The sequence below is a fragment of the Streptomyces sp. NPDC039462 genome, assembly GCF_055639375.1.
The window spans coordinates 406,769-428,574 of the sequence record NZ_JBVKAO010000008.1; the positions used below are offsets into that span (position 1 = coordinate 406,769).

The following is a 21,806-nucleotide window of genomic DNA, read 5'->3' on the forward strand; positions in this document are numbered from 1 at the left end:
AGCGCTCCTCAGTAGGACTTGGGCAGGCCGAGCGTCTGGTGCGAGACGTAGTTGAGGATCATCTCCCGGCTCACCGGGGCGATCCGCGCCACGCGGGACGCGACGATCAGCGAGGCGAGGCCGAACTCCTTCGTCAGGCCGTTCCCGCCCAGCGTGTGCACGGACTGGTCGACGGCCTTCACGCAGGCGTCGGCGGCGGCGAGCTTGGCCATGTTGGCGGCCTCGCCCGCGCCGACGTCGTCGCCCTCGTCGTAGAGCCTGGCGGCCTTCTGCATCATCAGGCGGGCGAGTTCGATCTCGACGTGGGACTGGGCGAGGGGGTGCGCGATGGCCTGGTGGGCACCGATCGGGGACTTCCACACGCTGCGTTCCTTGGCGTACTCGACGGCGCGGGACAGCGCGTACCGGCCCATGCCGAGTGCGAACGCGGCGGTCATGATGCGCTCGGGGTTGAGGCCCGCGAAGAGCTGGAGGAGCCCCGCGTCCTCGTCGCCGACGAGCGCGTCGGCGGGCAGCCGCACATCGTCGAGGGTCAGCTCGAACTGCTTCTCGGCGGCCTGGAGTTCCATGTCGATCTGCCGTCGCCCGAAGCCCGGGGCGTCGCGCGGGACGATGAACAGGCACGGTTTCAGGTTGCCGGTCCGCGCGTCGGACGTACGGCCCACGATGAGTGTCGCGTCGGCGATGTCGACGCCGGAGATGAACACCTTGCGGCCGGACAGGAGCCAGTCGCCGGAGTCGGGGTCGCGGCGGGCCGTGGTGGTGATGCGGTGGGAGTTGGAGCCCGCGTCGGGCTCGGTGATCCCGAACGCCATGGTGCGGGAGCCGTCGGCGAGGCCGGGCAGCCAGGCCCGCTTCTGCTCCTCGGTGCCGAAGCGGGCGATGACGGTGCCGCAGATCGCGGGCGAGACGACCATCATGAGGAGCGGACAGCCTGCGGCACCCAACTCCTCTAGGACGATGGAGAGTTCCGCGATGCCGCCGCCCCCTCCCCCGTACTCCTCGGGCAGGTTGACGCCCAGGTAGCCGAGCTTGGCGGCGTCCGCCCACAGCTCGTCGGGGTGGCCGCCGGCGCCCGCGACGCGGGCCAGGTAGTCGCGGCCGTACCGCTTGCCGAGCGCGGCGACGGCGGCGCGCAGGGCCTGGTGCTCAGCGGTTTCGAGGACGGTGCTGCGAGCGGTGCTCATGAGGCGTTCTCCTCCGGGACGGCGGCTTGGGCGGCGGCTTGGCCGGTGGCCTGGGCTGCGGCTTGGACGACGGCGAGCAGCGTGCCGACCTCGACCTGGCGGCCGGGCACGGCGTGCAGGGCGGTGAGCGTTCCGGCGGCGGGGGCGTAGATGCGGTGCTCCATCTTCATGGCCTCCAGCCAGACGAGGGGCTGTCCGGCCGCAACCGGCTGCCCTTCGGCGAGCCCCTCGGCGACGCGGACGACGGTGCCGGGCATCGGGGCGAGCAGCGAGCCGGGCGCGCGGCGGGCGGCCGGTTCGGGGAGCAGCGGCAGCGGGGTGAGGGCGGTGTCCCCGTCGGGTGTGCCGACGTGCACGCGGTCTCCGTACCGGTGGACCCTGTACTGCCGCCGCACGCCGTCCACTTCGAGGACCACGAGTCCGGGGCGCACGTCGATCACGGTCACGCCGTCGGCGGCCGGCCCCTGCCGGGTGTGGTGGTAGCGCACCTCGTGCTCGGTGCCGTCAGGCTCGGTGCGGTAGCGCTTGAGGTGGGGCTGGGAGCGGAGGTTGCGCCAGCCGCCGAACCGGGAGCGGCCGTGCGCGTCGGCGAGGGCGGCGGCCAGCGGGGCGTGCGGGTCGGGCGCCGGGGCGGTGAGCGCGGCGGCGTGCCGGTCGTAGAAGCCGGTGTCCATGCGGCCCTCGGTGAACTCGGGGTGCCGCAGGGAGCGTACGAGCAGGTCACGGTTGGTCACGGGGCCGTGGACGGCGGCGCGTTCCAGGGCGCCCGCCAGTTTGCGCACGGCCTCGGCGCGCGTCGGCGCGTACGCGACGGCCTTGGCGAGCATCGCGTCGTAGTGCACGCCGATGGTGTCGCCCGCGGTGTACCCGGTGTCGAGGCGTACGCCGCCGGGCACGTCGATGCGGTGCAGGGTGCCGGTCTGCGGGGCCCAGTCGGCGGCCGGGTCCTCGGCGTAGAGGCGGGCCTCGACGGCGTGGCCGTGCGCGGCCGGCGGGTCCTTCTCCAGGGCGAGGCCTTCGGCGATCCGGATCTGCAGCGCCACGAGGTCGATGCCGAATACGGCCTCGGTGACCGGGTGTTCCACCTGGAGCCGGGTGTTCATCTCCAGGAAGTGCGCTCGCCCTCCGGCCACCAGGAATTCGACGGTGCCCGCGCCGCGGTAATCGGTGACGCGGGCGGCGCGCACGGCCTGCGCGTGCAGCTCTGCGACCAGTTCCGGCGTGAGGCCGGGGGCCGGGGACTCCTCGATGACCTTCTGGTGGCGGCGCTGGAGGGAGCAGTCGCGGGTGCCGAGCGGCCACACGGTGCCGTGCGCGTCCGCCATGATCTGCACCTCGACGTGCCGGCCGCCCTCGACGTACGGCTCGACGAACACCTCCCCGTCGCCGAAGGCACTGGCGGCCTCGGCCCGGGCGGCCGCCAGCTCCCCCGGCAGATCGGCGATGTCCCGTACGACGCGCATGCCGCGCCCGCCGCCGCCCGCCGCAGCCTTGACGAGGACGGGCAGGTCGGCCTCGGTGACGTCGCCGAGCGGTTCGACGCCCATCAGTTCCTTGGCGCGCGTCTTGGACGCCATCGCCTCGATCGCGGCGGGCGGCGGACCGATCCAGGTGAGGCCCGCGGCGAGGACGGCCCGCGCGAAGTCGGCGTTCTCGGAGAGGAAGCCGTAGCCGGGGTGGACCGCGTCGGCGCCCGCGGCCTGCGCGGCCTTCACGACGAGGTCGCCGCGCAGATACGTCTCGGAGGGCGCCGCCCCCGGCAGCCGTACCGCCGTGTCGGCCTCGCGTACGTGCAGGGCGCCCGCGTCGGCGTCGGAGTGCACGGCGACCGTGGTGATGCCGAGATCGCGGCAGGTGCGGAAGACGCGGCAGGCGATCTCGCCCCGGTTGGCCACCAGCAGGGTGGAAATCATGGGGTGTTCTCCTCACATCCGGAAGACGCCGAAGCCGCCGCGTGCGCCCTCGTAGGGGGCGGTGTGGATCGCGGACAGGCACAGACCGAGGACGGTGCGGGTGTCGCGCGGGTCGATGACCCCGTCGTCGTAGAGCCGCCCGGACAGGAACATCGGCAGCGACTCGGCCTCGATCTGCTGCTCCACCATGGCGCGGAGCCCGGCGTCGGCCTCGTCGTCGTACGGCTGTCCCTTGGCGGCTGCGGAGGCGCGCGCCACGATCGACAGGACGCCCGCGAGCTGCTGCGGGCCCATGACGGCGGACTTGGCGCTCGGCCAGGCGAAGAGGAAGCGCGGGTCGTAGGCGCGCCCGCACATGCCGTAGTGCCCGGCGCCGTAACTCGCCCCCACGAGCACCGACAGGTGCGGCACGCGCGAGTTGCTGACCGCGTTGATCATCATCGCGCCGTGCTTGATGATGCCGCCCTGCTCGTACTCCTTGCCGACCATGTAGCCGGTGGTGTTGTGCAGGAAGACCAGCGGGATGTCGCGCTGGTTGGCCAACTGGATGAACTGTGCGGCCTTCTGCGACTCCTCGCTGAACAGCACCCCCTGCGCGTTGGCGAGGATGCCGACGGGATAGCCGTGCAGGGCGGCCCACCCGGTGACGAGGGAACTGCCGTACAGCGGCTTGAACTCGTCGAAGTCGGAGCCGTCGACGACGCGGGCGATGACCTCGCGCGGGTCGAAGGGCTTCTTCAGGTCGCCGGGGACGATGCCGAGGAGTTCGTCCTCGTCGTACTTGGGCGGCTCGGCGGGGCCCGGATCGGCGTACGCCTTGCGCCAGTTGAGGCGCGACACGACGCGGCGGGCCTGGCGGAGCGCGTCCCGCTCGTCCTCGGCGAGGTGGTCGGCGAGGCCGGAGGTGCGGGCGTGCATCTCGGCGCCGCCCAGCGACTCGTCGTCGCTCTCCTCGCCGGTCGCCATCTTCACCAGCGGCGGCCCGCCGAGGAAGACCTTCGCGCGCTCCTTGACCATGATCACGTGGTCGCTCATGCCGGGGACGTACGCGCCTCCGGCGGTCGAGTTCCCGAAGACGACGGCGATCGTCGGAATCCCGGCCGCCGAGGACTGCGTGAGGTGTTTGAAGAGGGCGCCGCCCGGGATGAAGATCTCCTTCTGGGAGGGCAGGTCGGCGCCTCCGGACTCCACGAGGTGGATGGAGGGCAGCCGGTTCGCGTGCCCGATCTCGTGCGCCCGGAAGGCCTTCTTCAGCGTCCAGGGATTGGAGGCGCCGCCCCGCACGGTCGGATCATTGGCGGTGATCAGACACTCCACGCCCTCGACGACGCCGATGCCGGTGACCATGGACGCGCCGACGGGATAGTCGCTGCCCCAGGCGGCGAGCGGCGACAGCTCCAGGAAGGGCGTGTCCGGGTCGAGGAGCAGCTCGATCCGCTCCCTGGCGAGCAGCTTGCCGCGCTTGCGGTGCCGCTGGACGTACTTCTCCCCGCCCCCTTCCAGCGCCTTGGCCTGTTCGGCGTCGAGCTCGGCGAGCCGGTCCAGCATGACCTGCCGGTGCTCGGCGTATTCGGCGCTCGCGGGGTCGAGCGCGGAGGCGAGGACGGTCACAGCAGTACCTCCTGTGTCACAGCAGTACCTCCGGTATGTCCAGGTGGCGGGCGCGCAGCCACTCGCCGAGGCCCTTGGCCTGCGGGTCGAAGCGGGCCTGCGCGGCCACGCCCTCGCCGAGCAGCCCCTCGACGACGAAGTTCAGGGCGCGCAGGTTGGGCAGGTCGTGGCGGGTGACGTGCAGCCCCGCGGTCTCCGGCAGGAGTTCGCGCAGCCGGTCCACCGTCAGCTCGTGGGCGAGCCACCGCCACGCGTCGTCGGTGCGCACCCACACGCCGATGTTCGCGTCGCCTCCCTTGTCGCCGCTGCGGGCCCCGGCGACGAGGCCGAGGGGGGCGCGGCGGGTGGGGCCGGGCGGGAGGGGCGCGGGGAGCGGGGGCGGGGGCGGATCGAGGTCTTCAGGTACGGGGCGGTCTTCCGGTACGAGGGTGTCTTCCCGTACGAGGGTGTCGGCGCCGGACGGGATCGGGCGCCGCTCCCCGTCCGGCAGGACCGCCACGTGCTGGACGCTGTCCCGGTCGACGTACGCCGCCTCGAAGACCCCGTAGGGCGAGCCCTTTCCGGGCGGTGCCGTGACATGGAAACCGGGATAGCTGGCGAGGGCCAGCTCGATGGCGGCGCCGCTGAGGGTGCGGCCGACCGTGTCGGCGTCGGTGTCGCGCACGACGAGGCGGAGCAGGGCGCTGGCGCTCTCCTCGGTGGGCGCGTCCTCGCGGTCGGTGCGGGCGAGCTCCCACCGGACGTGCGCGGGGCGGGACTTGGCACGGTCGAGGGCGTCCTCGATCTGGGAACGGACGAGGGCGGCCTTGGCGTCGATGTCGAGCCCGGTGAGCACGAAGACGACTTCGTTGCGGAACCCGCCGAGTCGGTTGAGGCCCGCCTTGAGGGTCGGGGGCGGTGCCTCACCGCGCACGCCGTCGATCCGGACGCGGTCGGGGCCTGCCTGGGTGAGGGTGACGGTGTCGAGGCGGGCGGTCACATCGGGCCCGGCGTACCGGGCGCCCTGCGTCTCGTACAGGAGCTGCGCGGTGACGGTCCCGACGTCGACGAAGCCGCCGGTGCCGTCGTGCTTGGTGATGACGCACGAGCCGTCCTCGTGGATCTCGGCGAGCGGGTATCCGGGATGACGCAGGCCGTCCGCCCCGTGCTCGGCGAAGAAGGCGTAATTGCCCCCCGTGGCCTGCGCACCGCACTCCAGCACATGCCCGGCGACGACGGCACCCGCGAGCCGGTCGTACTCCGTCGGCCCCCACCCGAAGTGCGCGGCGGCGGGCCCGGTGACCAGGGCGGCGTCGGTGACGCGCCCGGTGACGACGACGTCGGCGCCCGCGTTGAGGCACGCGGCGATGCCGGCGCCGCCGAGGTAGGCGTTGGCGGTCAGCGCGCCGGGGAAGCGGGCGCCGAGGTCGTCGCCCTCGACGTGCGCGACCCGCGTCTCCCCGAGCCCGAGCCGCCCGGCCAACTCCCTCACGGCCTCGGCGAGTCCGCCCGGATTGAGCCCACCCGCATTGACCACGATCCGCACGCCCCGCTCCCGGGCGAGCCCGAGACACTCCTCCAGCTGCCGCAGAAAGGTCTTGGCATACCCGCGCCCCGGATCCTTGAGCCGGTCCCGCCCGAGGATGAGCATGGTCAACTCGGCGAGATAGTCCCCGGTGAGGACATCGAGTTCCCCACCGGTGAGCATCTCGCGCATGGCATCGAACCGGTCCCCGTAGAAACCGGAGCCATTGCCGACACGGAGAGGTCGGGGTCGTACGGTCACTGTCCGGGTCCCTTCGTCGGACGGCCGGGTGGGGTCACTGGGCCGGGGTCTTCCGGGGGCGGCCGGGGCCGGGTGGGCCTGCGAAGGCCTGGGCGATGTCGAGCCAGCGGTCGGCGTCGGGGCCCTCCGCCCTGACGGACAGGTCGGCGCGGTGGGCGCGTCGGGTGACGAGCAGGCAGAAGTCGAGTGCCGGGCCGGTCACGCGTTGCGCGGCGCCCTCCGGGCCGTACGACCACACCTCGTCCGTCACCGGTGAGGTCAGTTCGACCCGGAACTCCTCGCCCGGGGCGCTCAGTCCGCGTACGGCGAAGGCGAAGTCACGTGCCCGCACTCCGATCCGCGCCACGTGCCGCAGCCGGTCCGTCGCGGCCCGCGTCACGCCGAGCGCGTCCGCCACGTCCTGGCCGTGCGCCCAGGTCTCCATGAGCCGCGCCGTCGCCATGGAGGGGACGGCCATGGGCGGCCCGTACCAGGGCAGGCGCGTACCGGCGGGGGCCTCGCTCAGGACCTGCCACAGCTCGTCGCGCCCGGCCCGCCAGCGGGCGAGCAGCTCGGCGGGCGGCAGCGCGGCGCCTTCCTCCGCGCCCTCGTCCACGAACGAGTCGGGTGCAGCCGCGGCCTTCTCGACCTCCGCCGCGAAGGCGTCCGGGTCCGTGGCGGCGAGCAGCGCGGCCCGGTCCGTCCAGGTCAGGTGCGCGATCTGATGGGCCACGGTCCAGCCGGGCGCGGGCGTTGCGAGGGACCACCGCTCCTGGCTCAACTCCGCCACGAGGCGGTCGAGTTCCTCGCTCTCGCTGCGCAGGTCGTCGAGCACGGGCAAGGCATCGGACACGGAACGCTCCCCTCGGGGCACGGTCGGGTCCCCCCTGCCCGAACCAGGTCAAGGGCTGAGGGAAGTGCCTCGGAGCATGGCAGCGCTCATAGAAACAAGCAAGCGTGCTTGCATTACTTTTCGGACGGCCGCCCGACGGGTTCGGCGCCCGGGGTGGTGTGGACAGGGCCCGGGTCGGCGGGGGTCGCCGCGGCCACCCCCGCAACAGGATCCACCCCCGCGACCGGGTCCGCCCCTGCCACCGGCTCCGCACCCACACGCCTCCGCCGCCGCCCCACCTGCGTCCGCACCGCGCCCATGCTCGCCGCGATGACCAGGCTGATGGCGACGGCCTCGACGGCGGAGAGGGCCTGGCTCAGGACGAGGAACCCGGCGACGGACGCGATGGCCGGTTCCAGGCTCATCAGGACCGCGAAGGTGTGCGCGGGCAGCCGCCGCAGGGCGAGGAGTTCGAGGGTGTACGGCAGTACGGACGACATCACCGCCACGGCCGCGCCGAGCGCCAGCGTGCCCGGCTGGACAAGGCGCGACCCGGACGCGGCGACGCCGAGCGGCAGGAAGAGCACCGCCGCGACCGCCATCGCGAGGGCAAGACCGTCGGCCTGCGGGAAGCGCCGCCCGGTGCGCGCGCTGAAGAGGATGTATATCGCCCACATCGCGCCGGCCCCCAGGGCGTACGCGACACCGACCGGGTCGAGGCCGTCGAAGCCTCCCCCGCCGCCGAGCAGGAAGACACCGCAGAGGGCGAGCCCCGCCCAGACCACGTTCACGGCGCGGCGCGAGGCGAGGACGGAGAGCGCGAGCGGGCCGAGGACTTCGAGGGTGACGGCGGGGCCCATGGGGATGCGGGCGACGGACTGGTAGAAGAGGCCGTTCATCCCGGCCATGGCCACGCCGAACGCGACGACCGTCCCCCAGTCGGCCCGCGAGTGCCCGCGCACCTTCGGCCGGCACACGACGAGCAGCACGAGCGCGGCGAAGACTAGCCGCAGCGCCACGATGCCGACCGCGCCGACCCTCGGCATCACGCTCACGGCGAGCGCGCCGCCGAACTGCACGGAGATGCCGCCCGCGAGCACGAGCCCGACGGGGCCGAGCGAACCGATGCGCCCGCGGAGCCCCGACGCCCCGTGGCCCGACGCCCCCTGGGAGGTCGCCTCGGGTGCCGCCTGATCGCTGCGGGAGACATTCACGGCGAGCCCTTCCCCGAAAAGTTCAGTATCCTGCACTACGCCAGCCAAGGTAGTGCACCAAGACAGGATTGTGGAGCCGTTTCACTGCTGTACGCAAACCACGTCCACATGTCGAAGCTACGGCGCCCGGCACGGCTTGAGAAATACCGATTGCGCTCCGGTTATGCTCCGCGGACATGACCGATCCGCCGCCCGGTACGCGCGCCGTCGAAGTGCGTCACCTGCGCTGTTTCCTCGCCGTCGCCGAGGAGGGCAGCGTCACCCGCGCCGCCGCCCGCCTCCACATCACGCAGCCCGCCGTGTCCCGCACGCTCGCCGCGCTGGAGGACGCGCTCGGCGTACGGCTCGTGGACCGTTCGACGCACCACCTCACGCTCACCGCGGCGGGGCAGGATTTCCGGGACCGGGCGGCGGTCGCCGTCGCCGCGTTCGAGGACGCGCTGGACGCGGGCCGCTCGGTGCGCCGACCGCTGCGGCTCGGGCACGCGTGGTCGGCGGCGGGCCCCTACACCACGCCCCTGCTGCGCCGCTGGCGCGCGGCGCACCCCGACGTCCCGCTGGAACTCCTCCGCATCGACGACCGCACGGCGGGGCTGACCCGTGGCGCAGTCGACGTCGCGCTGCTGCGCGGGCCGGTCGACGCGCCCGGCCTGGTCACCGAGCTCCTCCACACGGAGCGCCGGGTGGCCGCCGTCCCCGCCGACAGCCCTCTCGCGGACCGTGCCGCGCTGGCTCTCGCGGACCTGGCGCACCGCACGATCGCCCTCAACCCGGTCTCCGGCACCACGACGCTCGACCTGTGGCCCGCCGACGCGCGCCCCACGTCCACGGTCACCGTGGCCAACACCGACGACTGGCTGGCCGCGATCGCCGCCGACCGCGCGGTGGGCGTCACGACGACGGCGACCCCCGACATGCACCCGCACCCGGCGGTCGCCTACGTCCCCCTCACGGACGCCCCGCCCCTCCCGGTCTCCCTGGCCTGGCGCGACGGCCCGCCCCCACACCCGTACGTGAGGGAACTGGTGGAGCTGGCCAGGGAGATCACCCGGGGGTAGCCGCCTCCCCGGCACCCACCTCCCCGGCACCCACCTGACGCTCACCCGCCCCCGGAGCCCCGCTCGTGGTGCTCACCCCCGGAGCCCCGCTCCCGGTCCTCGCTCCCGGCGCCGGCGTGGCGCAGTCCCTCCGCGAGCACCTCCGCCAGATGCCGCCCCCGCACTCCCGCAAGCTGGTCCAGCTGGGTACGACAGGAGAAGCCGTCGGCCAGAATCACCGCGTCCCCGTCCGCCCCCGCCTCCGCCTCCGCCACCGAGGGCAGCAGTTGTTCCTCGGCGCAGGCCTTCGACACGTCGTAATGGCCGCGCTCGAAACCGAAGTTCCCGGCGAGTCCGCAGCAGCCGCCGCTCAGTTCGCCCGTCAGGCCCGCCTTCGCCCGCAGGCGCCGCTCCGCCGCGTCGCCCAGGATCGCGTGCTGGTGGCAGTGGGTCTGGCCGGCGACGGGGCGGCCGAGGGCCGGGGGCTGCCACTGCGGGGCCAGTTCCTCGACGGCCTGCGCGAAGGTGCGGATCGCGGCGGCGAGCCGTGGGGCGCGGGGATCGTCGCCGAGGAGCTCGGGCAGATCCGACTTCAGCGCGGCGGCGCAGCTCGGCTCCAGGACGACGACCGGGGTGCCGGCGTCCAGGAGCGGCTCCATGCGGTCGAGAGTGGCGCGCAGGACGGCACGGGCGCGGTCGAGCTGACCGGTGGAGACGTACGTCAGGCCGCAGCACACGCCGCGCGGCGGCACAGCGACGCGGAGCCCCGCGTCCTCCAGAACCGCCACCGCGGCCTGCCCCACGGACGGCGAGAGGTGCTCGGTAAAGGTATCGGGCCACAGCACGACGTCGGCCGCCTCCGCACCCCGCGACCAGCTCCCGCCGTCCGACTGCCCCCCGCCCCGCGCCCAACTCCCGCCCCGCAACCCACTCCGGACCCACGACTCAGCCCCGACCCGCGCCCGGCTCCGGCCCCGCAACCCACTCCGGACCCACGACTCAGCCCCGGCCCACGACCAGCCCCCGGCCCGCAACCGGCTCCGGCCCCACGAGTCACCGCTGACCCGCGACTCACTCCCGTCCCGCGGCTCACTCCCGTCCCGCGACCAGCTCCGGGCCCCAGCTCCGGCCCTGCTCCCAGCCCCCAGGCCGCCCCCACTCCCGCCCCCACCCCCACTCCTCTCCCTGCTCCCCCACCACTGCCGGAACGTTCGCGGCGCCACCCGAGGGAGTGGCCGCTCCGGGGTTATGCCGCCCAGGCGCTTGGCGAGTGCGGCCAGCGGGGTGACGCGGGAGAGCGTGTTGACGAGCCGGGCCGTGCGGGTCGTCGCGACGGCGCGGAGCCAGCGGGGGAGTCGGCCCATCGTGTAGTGGGCGGCGGGTCGGCGGCGGCCTTCGTAGTGGTGGTGGAGGAACTCCGCCTTGTACGTGGCCATGTCGACGCCCACCGGGCAGTCCGAGCGGCAGCCCTTGCAGGAGAGGCAGAGGTCGAGGGCGTCCCTGACCTCCGTGGAGCGCCAGCCGTCCGTCACCACCTCGCCTGCGAGCATCTCGTGCAGGAGGCGGGCGCGGCCGCGCGTGGAGTGCTCCTCCTCGCCGGTGGCGCGGAAGGACGGGCACATCACGCCGGTGGGCGAGGCCGGTGCCGCGGTCCGGCACTTGGCCACGCCGACGCACCGCCTGACCGCCGCCGAGAAGTCGCCGCCGTCCTGCGGGTAGCCGAAGACGACGTCGACGGGTTCGCGGGGCAGGGGTGCGAACCGCAGGTCGGCGTCGAGGGGCGCGGGCCGCACCAGCATGCCCGGGTTGAGCAGGCCCGCGGGATCCCAGAGGTCCTTGACGCGTTCGAAGAGGCGGATGAGTCCGGGGCCGTACATCTTCGGCAGGAGTTCCGCGCGGGCCTGTCCGTCGCCGTGTTCGCCGGAGAGCGAGCCGCCGTGCGCGACGACCACGTCGGCGAGGTCCTCGGAGAAGCGCCGGAAGCGGGCCACGCCTTCGGTGCTGAGCAGGTCGAAGTCGATGCGTACGTGAATGCAGCCGTCCCCGAAGTGCCCGTACGGCGTGCCGCGCAGCCCGTGTTCGCCGAGCAGGGCCCTGAAGTCCCGCAGGTAGGCGCCGAGTCGGGCGGGCGGCACCGCGCAGTCCTCCCAGCCGGGCCAGGCCTCGGACCCGTCCGGCATGCGGGTGGCCGTCCCGCTGGCGTCCTCGCGTACCCGCCACAGCGCCCGTTGCCCCGCCGGGTCGTCGACGACCACGGCGTCCACCGTGTCGGCGGCGGCCGCCCGCACGATCGTGACGGCACGCGCGCGTGCCTCGGCCGGGCTGTCGCCGCCGGTCTCCACGAAGAGCCAGGCGCCGCCCTTGGGCAGCCCGTTCTCCCGGGCGGCTCCGCGTACGAGGTCGGCGGCCATGCCCTCGACGGTCAGCGGCCCGTGCGGCAGGAGTCCGGCCGCGGCCTCGGCGGCCGCGCTCTCGTCGGCGTAACCGAGCACGGCGAGCGCACGCGCGCGGGGCGCATCGACGAGGCGTACGACCGCTTCGGTGACGACGCCGAGCGTGCCCTCCGAACCGCAGAAGGCGCGCGCCAGGTCCGGGCCGCGTTCGGGGAGCAGCGCGTCCAGGGCGTAGCCGGAGATGCGGCGCGGCAGGTCGGGGAAGCCGGTGCGCAGGAGCGCCAAGTCGCCGTCCACGAGCGCGCGCAGGCCCGCGGGGGCGCTGTCCCATCCTCTGGCGAGGTTACGGGGGACGCCCGCGCCGTCGACCACGGAGAGGGCGGAGACGTTGTCGGCGGTCGTGCCCCAGGCCACCGAGTGGGAGCCGCAGGAGTTGTTGCCGATCATTCCGCCGAGGGTGCAGCGGCTGTGGGTGGAGGGGTCGGGGCCGAAGGTGAGGCCGTGCGGGGCCGCGGCGGCGCGCAGGTCGTCCAGGACGACGCCCGGCTGCACCACGGCTGTGCGGTGCTCCGGGTCGAGGGCGACGACGCGGTTCATGTGGCGGGTGAAGTCGAGGACGACGCCGGTCCCCGTGGCCTGCCCGGCGATGGAGGTGCCGGCGCCGCGCGGCACGACCGGCACGTCCCGGTCGCGGCAGACCGCAAGGACCGCGGCGACGTCGTCGGCGTCGCGCGGGGCCACCACCGCGGCGGGCACCCGGCGGTAGTTGGAGGCGTCCATGGTGTGCAGGGCCCGCGCGGTGACGGAGAGGTCGACGTCCCCGCGCACGGCGGCACGCAGCTCCCGCCCGAGGCCGTCCGCGCCTCCCCGCGCCGGGGCCGCCCGCTCCTGGTCCCCCCGGTTCCCCGTCGGGCCGTCGGCGTCCGCGTCGAGATCGCTCATGTCGAACAGGATGCCCCCGCGGAGGCCTCCCGCGGCCACCCCGCCCCACCCGATTTCGCACGATCCGGACGGGAAGGTTCCCAAGCCGGTCTCTAACTCTCCTATAGTGATCCCGACTTGAGCAGAGTGTGTCGCTTCCGATCGAGGACCCCGATTGATGACCGCGCAAACCCCCCTCGCGCGCCCCGGGACGAGTGGGGTCTCCCCTGCTCGAGCGGAGACAGGAACGGCGGAAAAGCCCCCGCTGCGCCCGGCCGCGCTCGTCCTGCTGGCCTGCGCCCTGACCACCGCGGCCCTCACCGGAGCCGCCGTGGCCGTCGCGCCCGGCTCCGTGCGGACCCCCCTGGCGTGGGGCGCCGGCGCCGCCTCCCTCGCGCTGAGCGTCGCCGTGACGCTTGCCTTCCACTTCTTCCGCGCCGCCGCCCTGCTGCGTCGCCGCGTGGCCGCCGCGCGCCAGGACGCGGAACGGCTCGTCCATGAACAGGCCGCCCGCACCGCGGAGTTCACCCGCGAACGCACCGCGCTCACCGAGTACTTCGCCCGGGAGCGGAACGAAATGACCATGCGGGCCCGCACCGCCGAGTCCGAGCGGGCCGCAGCCCTCGCCGCCTGCGCCAACGCCGCGGGACGCATGCAGGCCCTGGCCACCGGCATGCTCGCCGACCTGCGCGAGATGGAGGGCAGGCACGCCGACGAGGACGTCCTCACCGACCTCCTCCACCTCGACCACAGGACCGCGCAGGCGGGCCGCATCGCCGACTCCGTCGCGGTGCTCACCGGCGCCCGTTCGGGCCGCCGCTGGTCCCGGCCCATCGTCATGGAGTCGATCCTGCGCGGCGCGATGGGCCGCATCGGCGCCTACCAGCGCGTGCGGGTCCACTCGGCGAGCGAGGTCGCCGTCGCGGGCCACGCCGCCGAGGGCGTCATGCACGCCCTCGCCGAAATCCTGGACAACGCGGCGAACTTCTCGCCGCCCACCTCCGAAGTGCACGTCTACATCGAGGAGGTCGCGGCCGGCGTCATCGTCTCCGTCGAGGACAGCGGCCTGGTGATGGGCCCCGTGCAGCAGCGCCGCGCCGAGCGCGCCGTCTCCGGCGAGACGACGGGCCTCAGCGGTCTGTCCGGCACCCGGCTCGGCCTCGCGGTGGTCGGCAGGCTGGCCCGCAAGCACGGGCTCACGGTGTCGTTCCGCCCATCGGCCCGCGGCGGCACAGGCGTACTCCTGCTCATACCGCAGGAGCTGCTCTCCCGCCCCTCGGAGCCGACGGCACCGGTCGCCGCCGCCCTTCCGGCGAAGACCCCGGCCGAACTCCCCTCGCGGACGCGGTCCGAACTCCCGCCACTCGCAGGCGCACCGGCCACGGAGTCCAGCCCAGTCGCAGAGGCCACCCCGGACACCCACGCCCTCGAAGCCCCCCTCGACCGCGTCGACCCGGACCCCGTGCCCACCCACCAGTCGGCCGCGCCCACCCCCGCCCCCGCCCCCGCGGAGGCCGCCGAAGTCCCTCTCCCCAAGCGGCCCCGTGGTCGTACCCTCGCCGCTGCCGAGCGCGCCCGGGCCGACAGTGACACCGGGGAGACGCGCAGGCCCCGCGCCCCCGGCGCCGCGAGCACCGCCGACCGCTTCAGCAGCTTCCGTCAGGCCGTCCGCACCACTCCGGCCGAGGCCGCCACTCCCCCGGCTCCCCCGGAAGCCACGGACGCCCCCGCAATCCCCCAGCACCCGGAAGGCGACACCCCCCGATGACCACCGGCACCACCGGCACCTCCCCCGGCAGCACCACCGACGCCAAGCTGACCTGGCTGCTCGAAGGACTCCTGGAGCGCACCCCCGGCGCCCGCCACGCCCTCGTACTCTCCCGTGACGGCCTGAAGCTGTGCCGCACCCCCGAGCTCTCCGTCGACCAGGCCGACCAGCTCGCCGCGATAGCCGCCGGCATCCAGTCCCTGTCGCACGGCGCGTCCGCCGAGTTCGGCGACGGCACCGGCGGGGTCCGCTCGGCGATGGCCGAGTTCTACGGCGGCATCCTCTTCATCGTCGAGGCCGGCGAGGGCGCGCACCTCGCCGTCATCGCCGCCGAGGACGCCGACGCGGGTCTCGTCGGCCACACCATGAGCGAGCTGGTCGAGCAGCTCGGCGAGCACCTGCGCGCCGCGCCCCGCGCGGAGGACGCTCCCCGCGGCCGGCCCGCGTCATGAGCCGCCCCGGCCGGGACGACTCCCCCGACCGGCTGTACACCCTCACCGGGGGTCGCAGCCGGTCGGCGCCCGACGCGCCCTTCGACCTGGTGACCCTCGTCGTCGCCGAGTCCGCGCCGGTCCCCGGCATGCAGTCCGAGCACGCCGCGATCCTGCGGATGTGCGCGCTGCCCACCGCGGTCGTGGAGATCGCCGCCGAGCTCCGCCTGCCGGTGAGCATCACGCGCATCCTGCTGTCCGACCTGCTCGACGCGGGCCGGATCAGCGCGCGTCACCCGCGTTCGGGCCCCGCCCACAGCCTTCCCGATTCCGACCTCCTGGAGCAGGTGCTCGTTGGACTCCGCAACCTCTGAACGCAGCGCCGCCGGGACCGCCCCGGCGGCCGGGCCCGCCCGCACCGAGCTGACCGCCACCGCCGACAACGGCCTGAAGATCGTCGTGGTCGGCGGCTTCGGCGTCGGCAAGACGACCCTGGTCCGCTCCGTCAGCGAGATCCGTCCCCTCAACACCGAGGAGACGATGACGCAGGCCGGGCGGGGCATCGACGAGACGGGCGGCCTCGAAGGGCTGCGCGCCAAGACGTCCACGACCGTCGCCTTCGACTTCGGCCGCATCACGCTCGACGCGCACAACGTCCTCTACCTCTTCGGCGCCCCCGGCCAGGAGCGCTTCTGGTTCCTGTGGGACCGCCTCTTCGCCGGCACGCTCGGCGCGGTCGTCCTCGTCGACACCCGCCGCCTGGAGGACTCCTGGTACGCGATCGACCGCCTGGAGCGCCACGGCACGCCGTTCATCGTGGCCCGCAACGACTTCGGCGGCCCCGCGCACACCACCGAGCAGCTGCGCGAGGCGCTCGACCTCGACCCCGGGGTGCCGCTCATCGACTGCGACGCCCGGTCCCGGCAGTCCGGCAAGGACGTGCTGATCACCCTCGTCGAACACCTCCAGACGCTGTACGCCGCCCAGCGCGCCGACCAGCCGCACACGCACCGGGAGACCGCCCAGTGACCTGCCCCGTGACCGGCGCCGGACAGGGCGCCGCCCCCGGCCCCGTCCCGCTCTCCGGCCCGCGGTTCGCCACCGAACCCGCCCAGCTGTACCGGGAGATGCGACGCGACCACGGCCCCGTCGCCCCCGTGCTCCTCGACGGCGGCATACCGGCCTGGCTGGTGCTCGGCTACCGCGAACTGCACCAGGTCACCGGCGACCCGCTGCTCTACAGCCGCGACTCCGAGCTGTGGAACCAGTGGCCGAACGTCCCCGCCGACTGGCCGCTGCTCCCCATGATCGGCCACAAGCAGCCGTCGATCCTCTACACCGTCGGCGAGCGCCACACCCGGCGCGCCGCGGTGATCTCGCACGCCCTCGAAGCGATCGACCCCTTCGAACTCAAGGCGCACGCCGAGACGTTCGCGGACGAGCTGATCGACCGCTTCTGCGGCAAGGGCACCACGGACATCATCTCCGAGTACGCGATGCTGCTCCCGGTCCGCGTCCTCGCCCGTATCTACGGCTTCTCCGACGAGCAGGGCCCCGGCCTCGTCACCGCCATGAACGACATGATCGACGGCCGCGAGCGGGCCCTCGCGGGCCAGCAGCACCTGGCGGGCTCCATGATGCGGCTCATCGCCGACAAGCACGCGAAGCCGGACCAGGACGTCGCCTCGTACATGATCGAGGCCCAGCTCACCGAGGACGGAGCGGACTTCACCGACGAGGAGATCGCCCAGGACCTGATGGTGATGATGGCCGCGGGCCACCAGCCGTCCGCCGACTGGATCGGCAACTCGCTGCGCCTGATGCTCACCGACGACCGCTTCGCCGCCTCCCTGTTCGGCGGCAGGCACAGCGTCGCCGAGGCCATGAACGAGGTCCTGTGGGAGGACACCCCGACGCAGAACGTCGCGGGCCGCTGGGCCTCCCGCGACACCCAGCTCGGCGGCCGCCGCATCAACGCGGGCGACCTGCTCCTCCTCGGGCTCGCCGCCGCCAACTCCGACCCGCAGGTCCGCACCGACGGCTCCGCGCTGACCGGCGGCAACAGCGCCCACTTCTCCTTCGGCCACGGTGAGCACCGCTGTCCCTTCCCGGCCCAGGAGGTCGCCGAGGTCATCGCGCGGACCGGCATCGAGGTCCTCCTCGACCGCCTGCCCGACCTCGACCTCGCGGTCCCGGCCGCTTCCCTGACCCGCCGCCCTTCGCCGTGGCTGCGGGGCCTGACCGAACTGCCGGTGAGCTTCACCCCGACCCCGACCTCAGCGTTTGGAGACTCCAGATGACGCGCATCGCCCTGGACCCGTTCGTCACCGACCTCGACGGCGAGAGCGCACGGCTGCGGGCGGCGGGCCCGCTCGCGGAGGCGGAGCTGCCGGGGGGCGTGCCGGTGTGGGCGGTCACGCACCACGCCGAGGCGCGGCAGCTGCTCACCGACAGGCGCCTGGTGAAGGACATCGAGGTCTGGGGCGCCTGGCGGCGCGGCGAGATCCCCGCCGACTGGCCGCTGATCGGCCTCGCCAACCCCGGCCGCTCCATGCTGACGGTCGACGGCGAGGAGCACCGCAGGCTGCGCACGCTGGTCGCACAGGCGCTGACGCCGCGCCGCGTGGAGCACATGCGCGGCCGCATCGAGGAACTGACGGCGGGCCTGCTGGCCGGCCTCCCCACGGACGGGCGGGCCGTCGACCTGAAGGCGGAGTTCGCCTACCCCCTCCCCATGTACGTCATCAGCGACCTCATGGGCATCGACGAGGCGGACCACCCCCGCCTGAAGGTCCTCTTCGACAAGTTCTTCTCCACGCAGACGCCCCCCGAGGAGGTCGTCGCGACGCTCGGCGAACTCGCCAGGATGATGGGCAAGGTCGTCGCGGCCCGCCGCGCGGAGCCCGGCGACGACCTGACGAGCGCGCTGATCCAGGCCTCCGAGAACGGCGACCACCTCACGGACGCCGAGATCGTCTCCACCCTGCAACTGATGGTCGCGGCCGGCCACGAGACGACGATCTCCCTCATCGTCAACGCCGTCGTCAACCTCTCCGCCCACCCCGACCAGCTCGCCCTGGTCCTGTCCGGGCAGGTCGGCTGGGACGCGGTGATCGAGGAGACCCTGCGCTACGCCACCCCGACCTCGCACGTCCTGATCCGCTTCGCGGCGGAGGACGTCCCCGTCGGCGACAAGGTGATCCGTGCGGGTGACGCGCTGATCGTCTCCTACGGCGCGATAGGCAGGGACGAGCAGGCGCACGGGCCCACGGCTGGCACCTTCGACATCACCCGCACGTCCCCCACCCGCCACATCTCCTTCGGCCACGGCCCGCACGTGTGCCCCGGCGCAGCGCTCTCCCGCCTCGAGGCGGGCGTCGCCCTCCCTGCCCTGTACGCCCGCTTCCCGGACCTGACCCTGGCGGTCCCGCACACATCCCTCCGCAACAAGCCGGTGGTGACGCAGAACGATTTGTACGAGCTGCCAGTTGTGTTGGGTCGTTCCAGCCCCTCCGGCGTTCATGGAGCGGGGCCGGGCGCGGGGATTTGAGCCTGTCCGGCGATTGAGGACGAGCGCGGAGCGCGAGGGGGTAGCCTCTCCGGCATTTGAGGAGCGGGGTCCGGGGCGGAGCCCCGAGGTGCGATCTCAGTCGCCGGACTGGTCGAGGCCCAGGGGCCAGGAACCGCTAGGCTCGCTTCGTGGCTGAGATCCAGATTCCCGCTGACATGAAGCCCGCCGACGGCCGTTTCGGCGCGGGCCCCTCCAAGGTGCGTACGGAGGCGCTGGACGCCCTGGCCGCCACCGGCACCTCCCTCCTCGGAACCTCCCACCGCCAGGCCCCGGTCAAGAACCTGGTCGGCCGCGTGCGCGAGGGCGTCAAGGACCTCTTCTCCCTCCCCGAGGGGTACGAGGTGATCCTCGGCAACGGCGGCTCCACCGCGTTCTGGGACGTGGCGACGCACGGCCTGATCGAGAACAAGTCGCAGCACCTCAACTTCGGCGAGTTCTCCTCCAAGTTCGCGAAGGCGGCGAAGCTCGCCCCGTGGCTGGCCGAGCCGACCGTGATCGCCAGCGACCCGGGCACGCACCCCGACCCGAAGGCGGAGGCGGGCGTCGACGTCTACGCCTTCACGCACAACGAGACCTCGACCGGCGTCGCGGCGCCCGTCAAGCGCGTCGCGGGCGCCGACTCCGGCTCCCTCGTCCTCGTGGACGCCACGTCCGGCGCGGGCGGCCTCCCGGTCGACATCGCCGAGACGGACGTCTACTACTTCGCCCCGCAGAAGTCCTTCGCGTCGGACGGCGGCCTGTGGATCGGCGTGTTCTCCCCGGCGGCGATCGAGCGCGCCGAGCGGATCCACGCGTCGGGCCGGCACGTCCCGGAGTTCTTCTCGCTCCCCACCGCGATCGACAACTCCCGCAAGAACCAGACGTACAACACCCCGGCGCTCGCCACGCTGTTCCTGCTCGCCGAGCAGCTGGACTGGATGAACTCGCAGGGTGGTCTCGACTTCACGACCGGCCGTACGGCCGCGTCGGCGCGGGCGCTGTACGGGTGGGCCGAGGAGTCCAAGTACGCGACGCCGTTCGTCACGGATGCGGCGAAGCGGTCGCAGGTCATCGGCACGATCGACTTCTCCGACGAGGTCGACGCGGGTGCTGTCGCCAAGGCGCTGCGCGCCAACGGCATCGTGGACACGGAGCCGTACCGCAAGCTGGGCCGCAACCAGCTGCGCGTCGCTATGTTCCCGGCGATCGATCCTGCGGATGTCGAGGCGCTGACCAAGTGCATCGACTATGTGATCGAGCGCCTCTGACGTTTCGCTGCGCGGCCGGCTGCGGGTTCGTCGTGGCTGGTCGCGCAGTTCCCCGCGCCCCTGAAGGGGCGCCCCCAGTACCTAGCGGCTGAGCCCCTTGAACCTTCGTACCGCCAGCGGCAAGAACACCAGTGAGATCACGATTGGCCACACCACGGCCATCAACACCGCGTGTTGCTCCACCCAACTCGCGCCGCCCGCGCCCGGGTTGCCGAAGAGCTCCCGGGTAGCCGTACCCGTCGACGAGACGGGGTTCCATGCGGCGACCGGTGCCAGCCAGTCCGGCATCAGGGACGGTGCCACGAAGACGCTGGAGATCATCGTGAGCGGGAACGCCACCGCGTAGAGGCCGCCCGCCGCCTCCGGGGTCGGCACGACGAGGCCGAGGAAGACGCCCACCCAGATCAGGCTGAACCGCAGGAACAGCAGCAGCCCGAAGGCGAGCAGCGTGTCGGGCACGCCCGCGCTGGAGCGCCAGCCGATGGCGAGCGCGGTCAGCGCGAGGATGGTCAGCTCGGCGCAGGCCACGATAAGGTCGGCGAGGCCGCGCCCCGACGCCACCGCCGAGGGGGCCATCGGCATCGAGCGGAAGCGGTCGATGACGCCCTTCGCCGAGTCCGTGACGACGCCCATCGCGGTGTTCATGAAGCCGAAGGCCATGGTCATCACGAACATGCCGGGCATCAGGAACTGCTTGTAGTCGCCGTCCTCGCCGCCGCCCGGCACCTTCATCGCCTCGCCGAAGACGAAGCCGTACAGCAGCACGCTGATGATGGGGAAGCCCAGCTGCCAGGCGATGGTGACGGGCTGGCGCAGGAAGTGCGTGAGGTAGCGGCGGGTGACGTTCCAGCAGTCGGAGAGGGCCCAGAAGAGGCGCCCGCGCGCCGCCTGCGAGGTGCCGGTGGTGAGGGCGACGCTCATGCCGCGGCCTCCGCTTTCTCGTCGTCCTTCTCGGATGTCTGTCCCGTCAGGGATGTCTGTCCCGCCAGGGATGTCTGTCCCGTCAGGCGCAGAAACACGTCGTCGAGGCTGGGCCTGCGCAGGCCGATGTCCTCGACGTCGATGCCCTCGTCGCGCAGGTTCCGCGCCACCTCGGTCAGCGCGCCGACCCGGTCGGTCACGGCGGCCTGCACGCGGCGCTCCACGTCGACGGTGAGCGGCTCGCCGTCGCAGACGCGGGCGACGGCCTTCACCGCGGCGGGCAGGTCGGCGGTGTCGCGGACCACGACGTCGAGGTGGCTGCCGCCGACCGTGTTCTTCAGGCCTTCGGGGGTGTCGTCGGCGATGGCCCGGCCCCGGTCGATGACGGTGATGCGGGAGGCGAGCCGGTCGGCCTCTTCGAGGTACTGGGTGGTGAGCAGCACGGTGGTGCCGCGTGCGACCAGGTCCCTGACGGTGTCCCACACTTCGAGGCGGCTGCGGGGGTCGAGCCCGGTGGTCGGCTCGTCCAGGAAGAGGACGGCGGGCGCGAGGATCATCGAGGCGGCGAGGTCGAGCCTGCGCCGCATGCCGCCGCTGTACTGACCTGCGCCCTTCTCCGCCGCGTCCTGGAGGTGGAACTGTGCCAGGAGTTCGTCGGCGCGCTGCCGGGCCCGCCTGCCGCCCAGGTGGAAGAGGCGGCCGAACATCTCCAGGTTCTGCCGCCCGGTGAGGATCTCGTCGACCGCCGCGTACTGCCCGGTGAGGCCGATGCGGCCGCGGACCAGGGCGGGTTCGCGGACCACGTCGGCGCCGGCCACCTCGGCGCGGCCGCCGTCGAGCCGGACGAGGGTGGAGAGGATCCGGACGGCGGTGGTCTTGCCCGCGCCGTTGGGTCCGAGGAGTCCGTGCACCGTGCCCTGCTCGACGTGCAGGTCGAAGCCGTCCAGGGCGCTTTTCTCCCCGTACCGCTTCTGGAGCCCTTCGGCCCGTACCGCGTAGCCGCTCCCGTTCATGGA

At 73.4% G+C, this 21,806-nt stretch carries 17 protein-coding genes; 8 read left to right on the top strand and 9 right to left on the bottom strand.

The annotated features are described in order from the left end of the window. Positions 1–8 precede the first annotated feature (8 nt). The 6 genes from ACZ7LU_RS35015 to ACZ7LU_RS35040 form a co-directional block, all read right to left on the bottom strand. Complete coding sequence (locus ACZ7LU_RS35015) at positions 9–1,187, bottom strand: acyl-CoA dehydrogenase family protein (RefSeq protein WP_471919044.1); 1,179 nt, start codon at positions 1,185–1,187, stop codon at positions 9–11. Then, positions 1,184–3,100, bottom strand: a complete 1,917-nt coding sequence (locus ACZ7LU_RS35020) for an acetyl/propionyl/methylcrotonyl-CoA carboxylase subunit alpha (RefSeq protein ID WP_471919045.1) — start codon at positions 3,098–3,100, stop codon at positions 1,184–1,186. Before ACZ7LU_RS35020 ends, ACZ7LU_RS35015 begins: the two co-directional genes overlap by 4 nt. Before the next feature lie 12 nt (positions 3,101–3,112). Next, positions 3,113–4,711 carry an acyl-CoA carboxylase subunit beta gene (locus ACZ7LU_RS35025; RefSeq protein ID WP_471919046.1) on the bottom strand — a complete coding sequence of 533 codons (1,599 nt, stop codon included), beginning with the start codon at positions 4,709–4,711 and terminating at the stop codon, positions 3,113–3,115. A 16-nt stretch (positions 4,712–4,727) separates the two neighbouring features. Then, complete coding sequence (locus ACZ7LU_RS35030; protein ID WP_471919092.1) at positions 4,728–6,407, bottom strand: acyclic terpene utilization AtuA family protein; 1,680 nt, start codon at positions 6,405–6,407, stop codon at positions 4,728–4,730. Between the two features lie 103 nt (positions 6,408–6,510). Then, positions 6,511–7,308 carry a TIGR03084 family metal-binding protein gene (locus ACZ7LU_RS35035; RefSeq protein WP_471919047.1) on the bottom strand — a complete coding sequence of 266 codons (798 nt, stop codon included), beginning with the start codon at positions 7,306–7,308 and terminating at the stop codon, positions 6,511–6,513. 113 nt (positions 7,309–7,421) lie between these two features. Next, a complete protein-coding gene (locus tag ACZ7LU_RS35040; RefSeq protein WP_471919048.1) occupies positions 7,422–8,501 on the bottom strand; it encodes an EamA family transporter in 1,080 nt (359 codons plus the stop codon). 176 nt (positions 8,502–8,677) lie between these two features. On the opposite strand from ACZ7LU_RS35040, the gene ACZ7LU_RS35045 reads away from it, so the two are divergent. Continuing rightward, positions 8,678–9,559: a LysR family transcriptional regulator gene (locus ACZ7LU_RS35045; protein ID WP_471919049.1), complete on the top strand. Its 882-nt coding sequence runs from the start codon at positions 8,678–8,680 to the stop codon at positions 9,557–9,559. 41 nt (positions 9,560–9,600) lie between these two features. On the opposite strand, the gene ACZ7LU_RS35050 is transcribed toward ACZ7LU_RS35045, so the two are convergent. Beyond that, positions 9,601–12,873 carry an FAD-binding and (Fe-S)-binding domain-containing protein gene (locus tag ACZ7LU_RS35050; protein WP_471919050.1) on the bottom strand — a complete coding sequence of 1,091 codons (3,273 nt, stop codon included), beginning with the start codon at positions 12,871–12,873 and terminating at the stop codon, positions 9,601–9,603. A 157-nt stretch (positions 12,874–13,030) separates the two neighbouring features. Here ACZ7LU_RS35050 and ACZ7LU_RS35055 point away from each other — a divergent pair, with 157 nt between their 5' ends. The 7 genes from ACZ7LU_RS35055 to serC all read left to right on the top strand — a co-directional run bounded on the left by ACZ7LU_RS35055 (position 13,031) and on the right by serC (position 19,869). Beyond that, on the top strand, positions 13,031–14,620 hold the full coding sequence (locus tag ACZ7LU_RS35055) for a sensor histidine kinase (protein ID WP_471919051.1): 1,590 nt from the start codon (positions 13,031–13,033) through the stop codon (positions 14,618–14,620). Then, positions 14,617–15,072 (top strand): roadblock/LC7 domain-containing protein, encoded by a 456-nt coding sequence (locus tag ACZ7LU_RS35060; protein ID WP_398303056.1) that lies wholly within the window; start codon positions 14,617–14,619, stop codon positions 15,070–15,072. Before ACZ7LU_RS35055 ends, ACZ7LU_RS35060 begins: the two co-directional genes overlap by 4 nt. Next, on the top strand, positions 15,069–15,425 hold the full coding sequence (locus ACZ7LU_RS35065; RefSeq protein WP_398303054.1) for a DUF742 domain-containing protein: 357 nt from the start codon (positions 15,069–15,071) through the stop codon (positions 15,423–15,425). Before ACZ7LU_RS35060 ends, ACZ7LU_RS35065 begins: the two co-directional genes overlap by 4 nt. After that, positions 15,406–16,080: a GTP-binding protein gene (locus ACZ7LU_RS35070; protein ID WP_398303052.1), complete on the top strand. Its 675-nt coding sequence runs from the start codon at positions 15,406–15,408 to the stop codon at positions 16,078–16,080. Before ACZ7LU_RS35065 ends, ACZ7LU_RS35070 begins: the two co-directional genes overlap by 20 nt. After that, on the top strand, positions 16,077–17,351 hold the full coding sequence (locus ACZ7LU_RS35075) for a cytochrome P450 (protein WP_471919052.1): 1,275 nt from the start codon (positions 16,077–16,079) through the stop codon (positions 17,349–17,351). Before ACZ7LU_RS35070 ends, ACZ7LU_RS35075 begins: the two co-directional genes overlap by 4 nt. Further along, entirely contained in the window at positions 17,348–18,601 is a 1,254-nt protein-coding gene (locus tag ACZ7LU_RS35080) for a cytochrome P450 family protein (RefSeq protein WP_471919053.1), read from the top strand. Before ACZ7LU_RS35075 ends, ACZ7LU_RS35080 begins: the two co-directional genes overlap by 4 nt. A gap of 149 nt (positions 18,602–18,750) precedes the next feature. Beyond that, positions 18,751–19,869 carry a phosphoserine transaminase gene (gene serC / locus ACZ7LU_RS35085; protein WP_471919054.1) on the top strand — a complete coding sequence of 373 codons (1,119 nt, stop codon included), beginning with the start codon at positions 18,751–18,753 and terminating at the stop codon, positions 19,867–19,869. Positions 19,870–19,950: 81 nt separating this feature from the next. Here the strand turns inward: serC and ACZ7LU_RS35090 are convergent, their stop codons facing one another. Next, a complete protein-coding gene (locus ACZ7LU_RS35090) occupies positions 19,951–20,790 on the bottom strand; it encodes an ABC transporter permease (protein ID WP_471919055.1) in 840 nt (279 codons plus the stop codon). Then, positions 20,787–21,803 carry an ATP-binding cassette domain-containing protein gene (locus tag ACZ7LU_RS35095; RefSeq protein ID WP_471919056.1) on the bottom strand — a complete coding sequence of 339 codons (1,017 nt, stop codon included), beginning with the start codon at positions 21,801–21,803 and terminating at the stop codon, positions 20,787–20,789. Before ACZ7LU_RS35095 ends, ACZ7LU_RS35090 begins: the two co-directional genes overlap by 4 nt. Between the last annotated feature and the right edge of the window lie 3 nt (positions 21,804–21,806).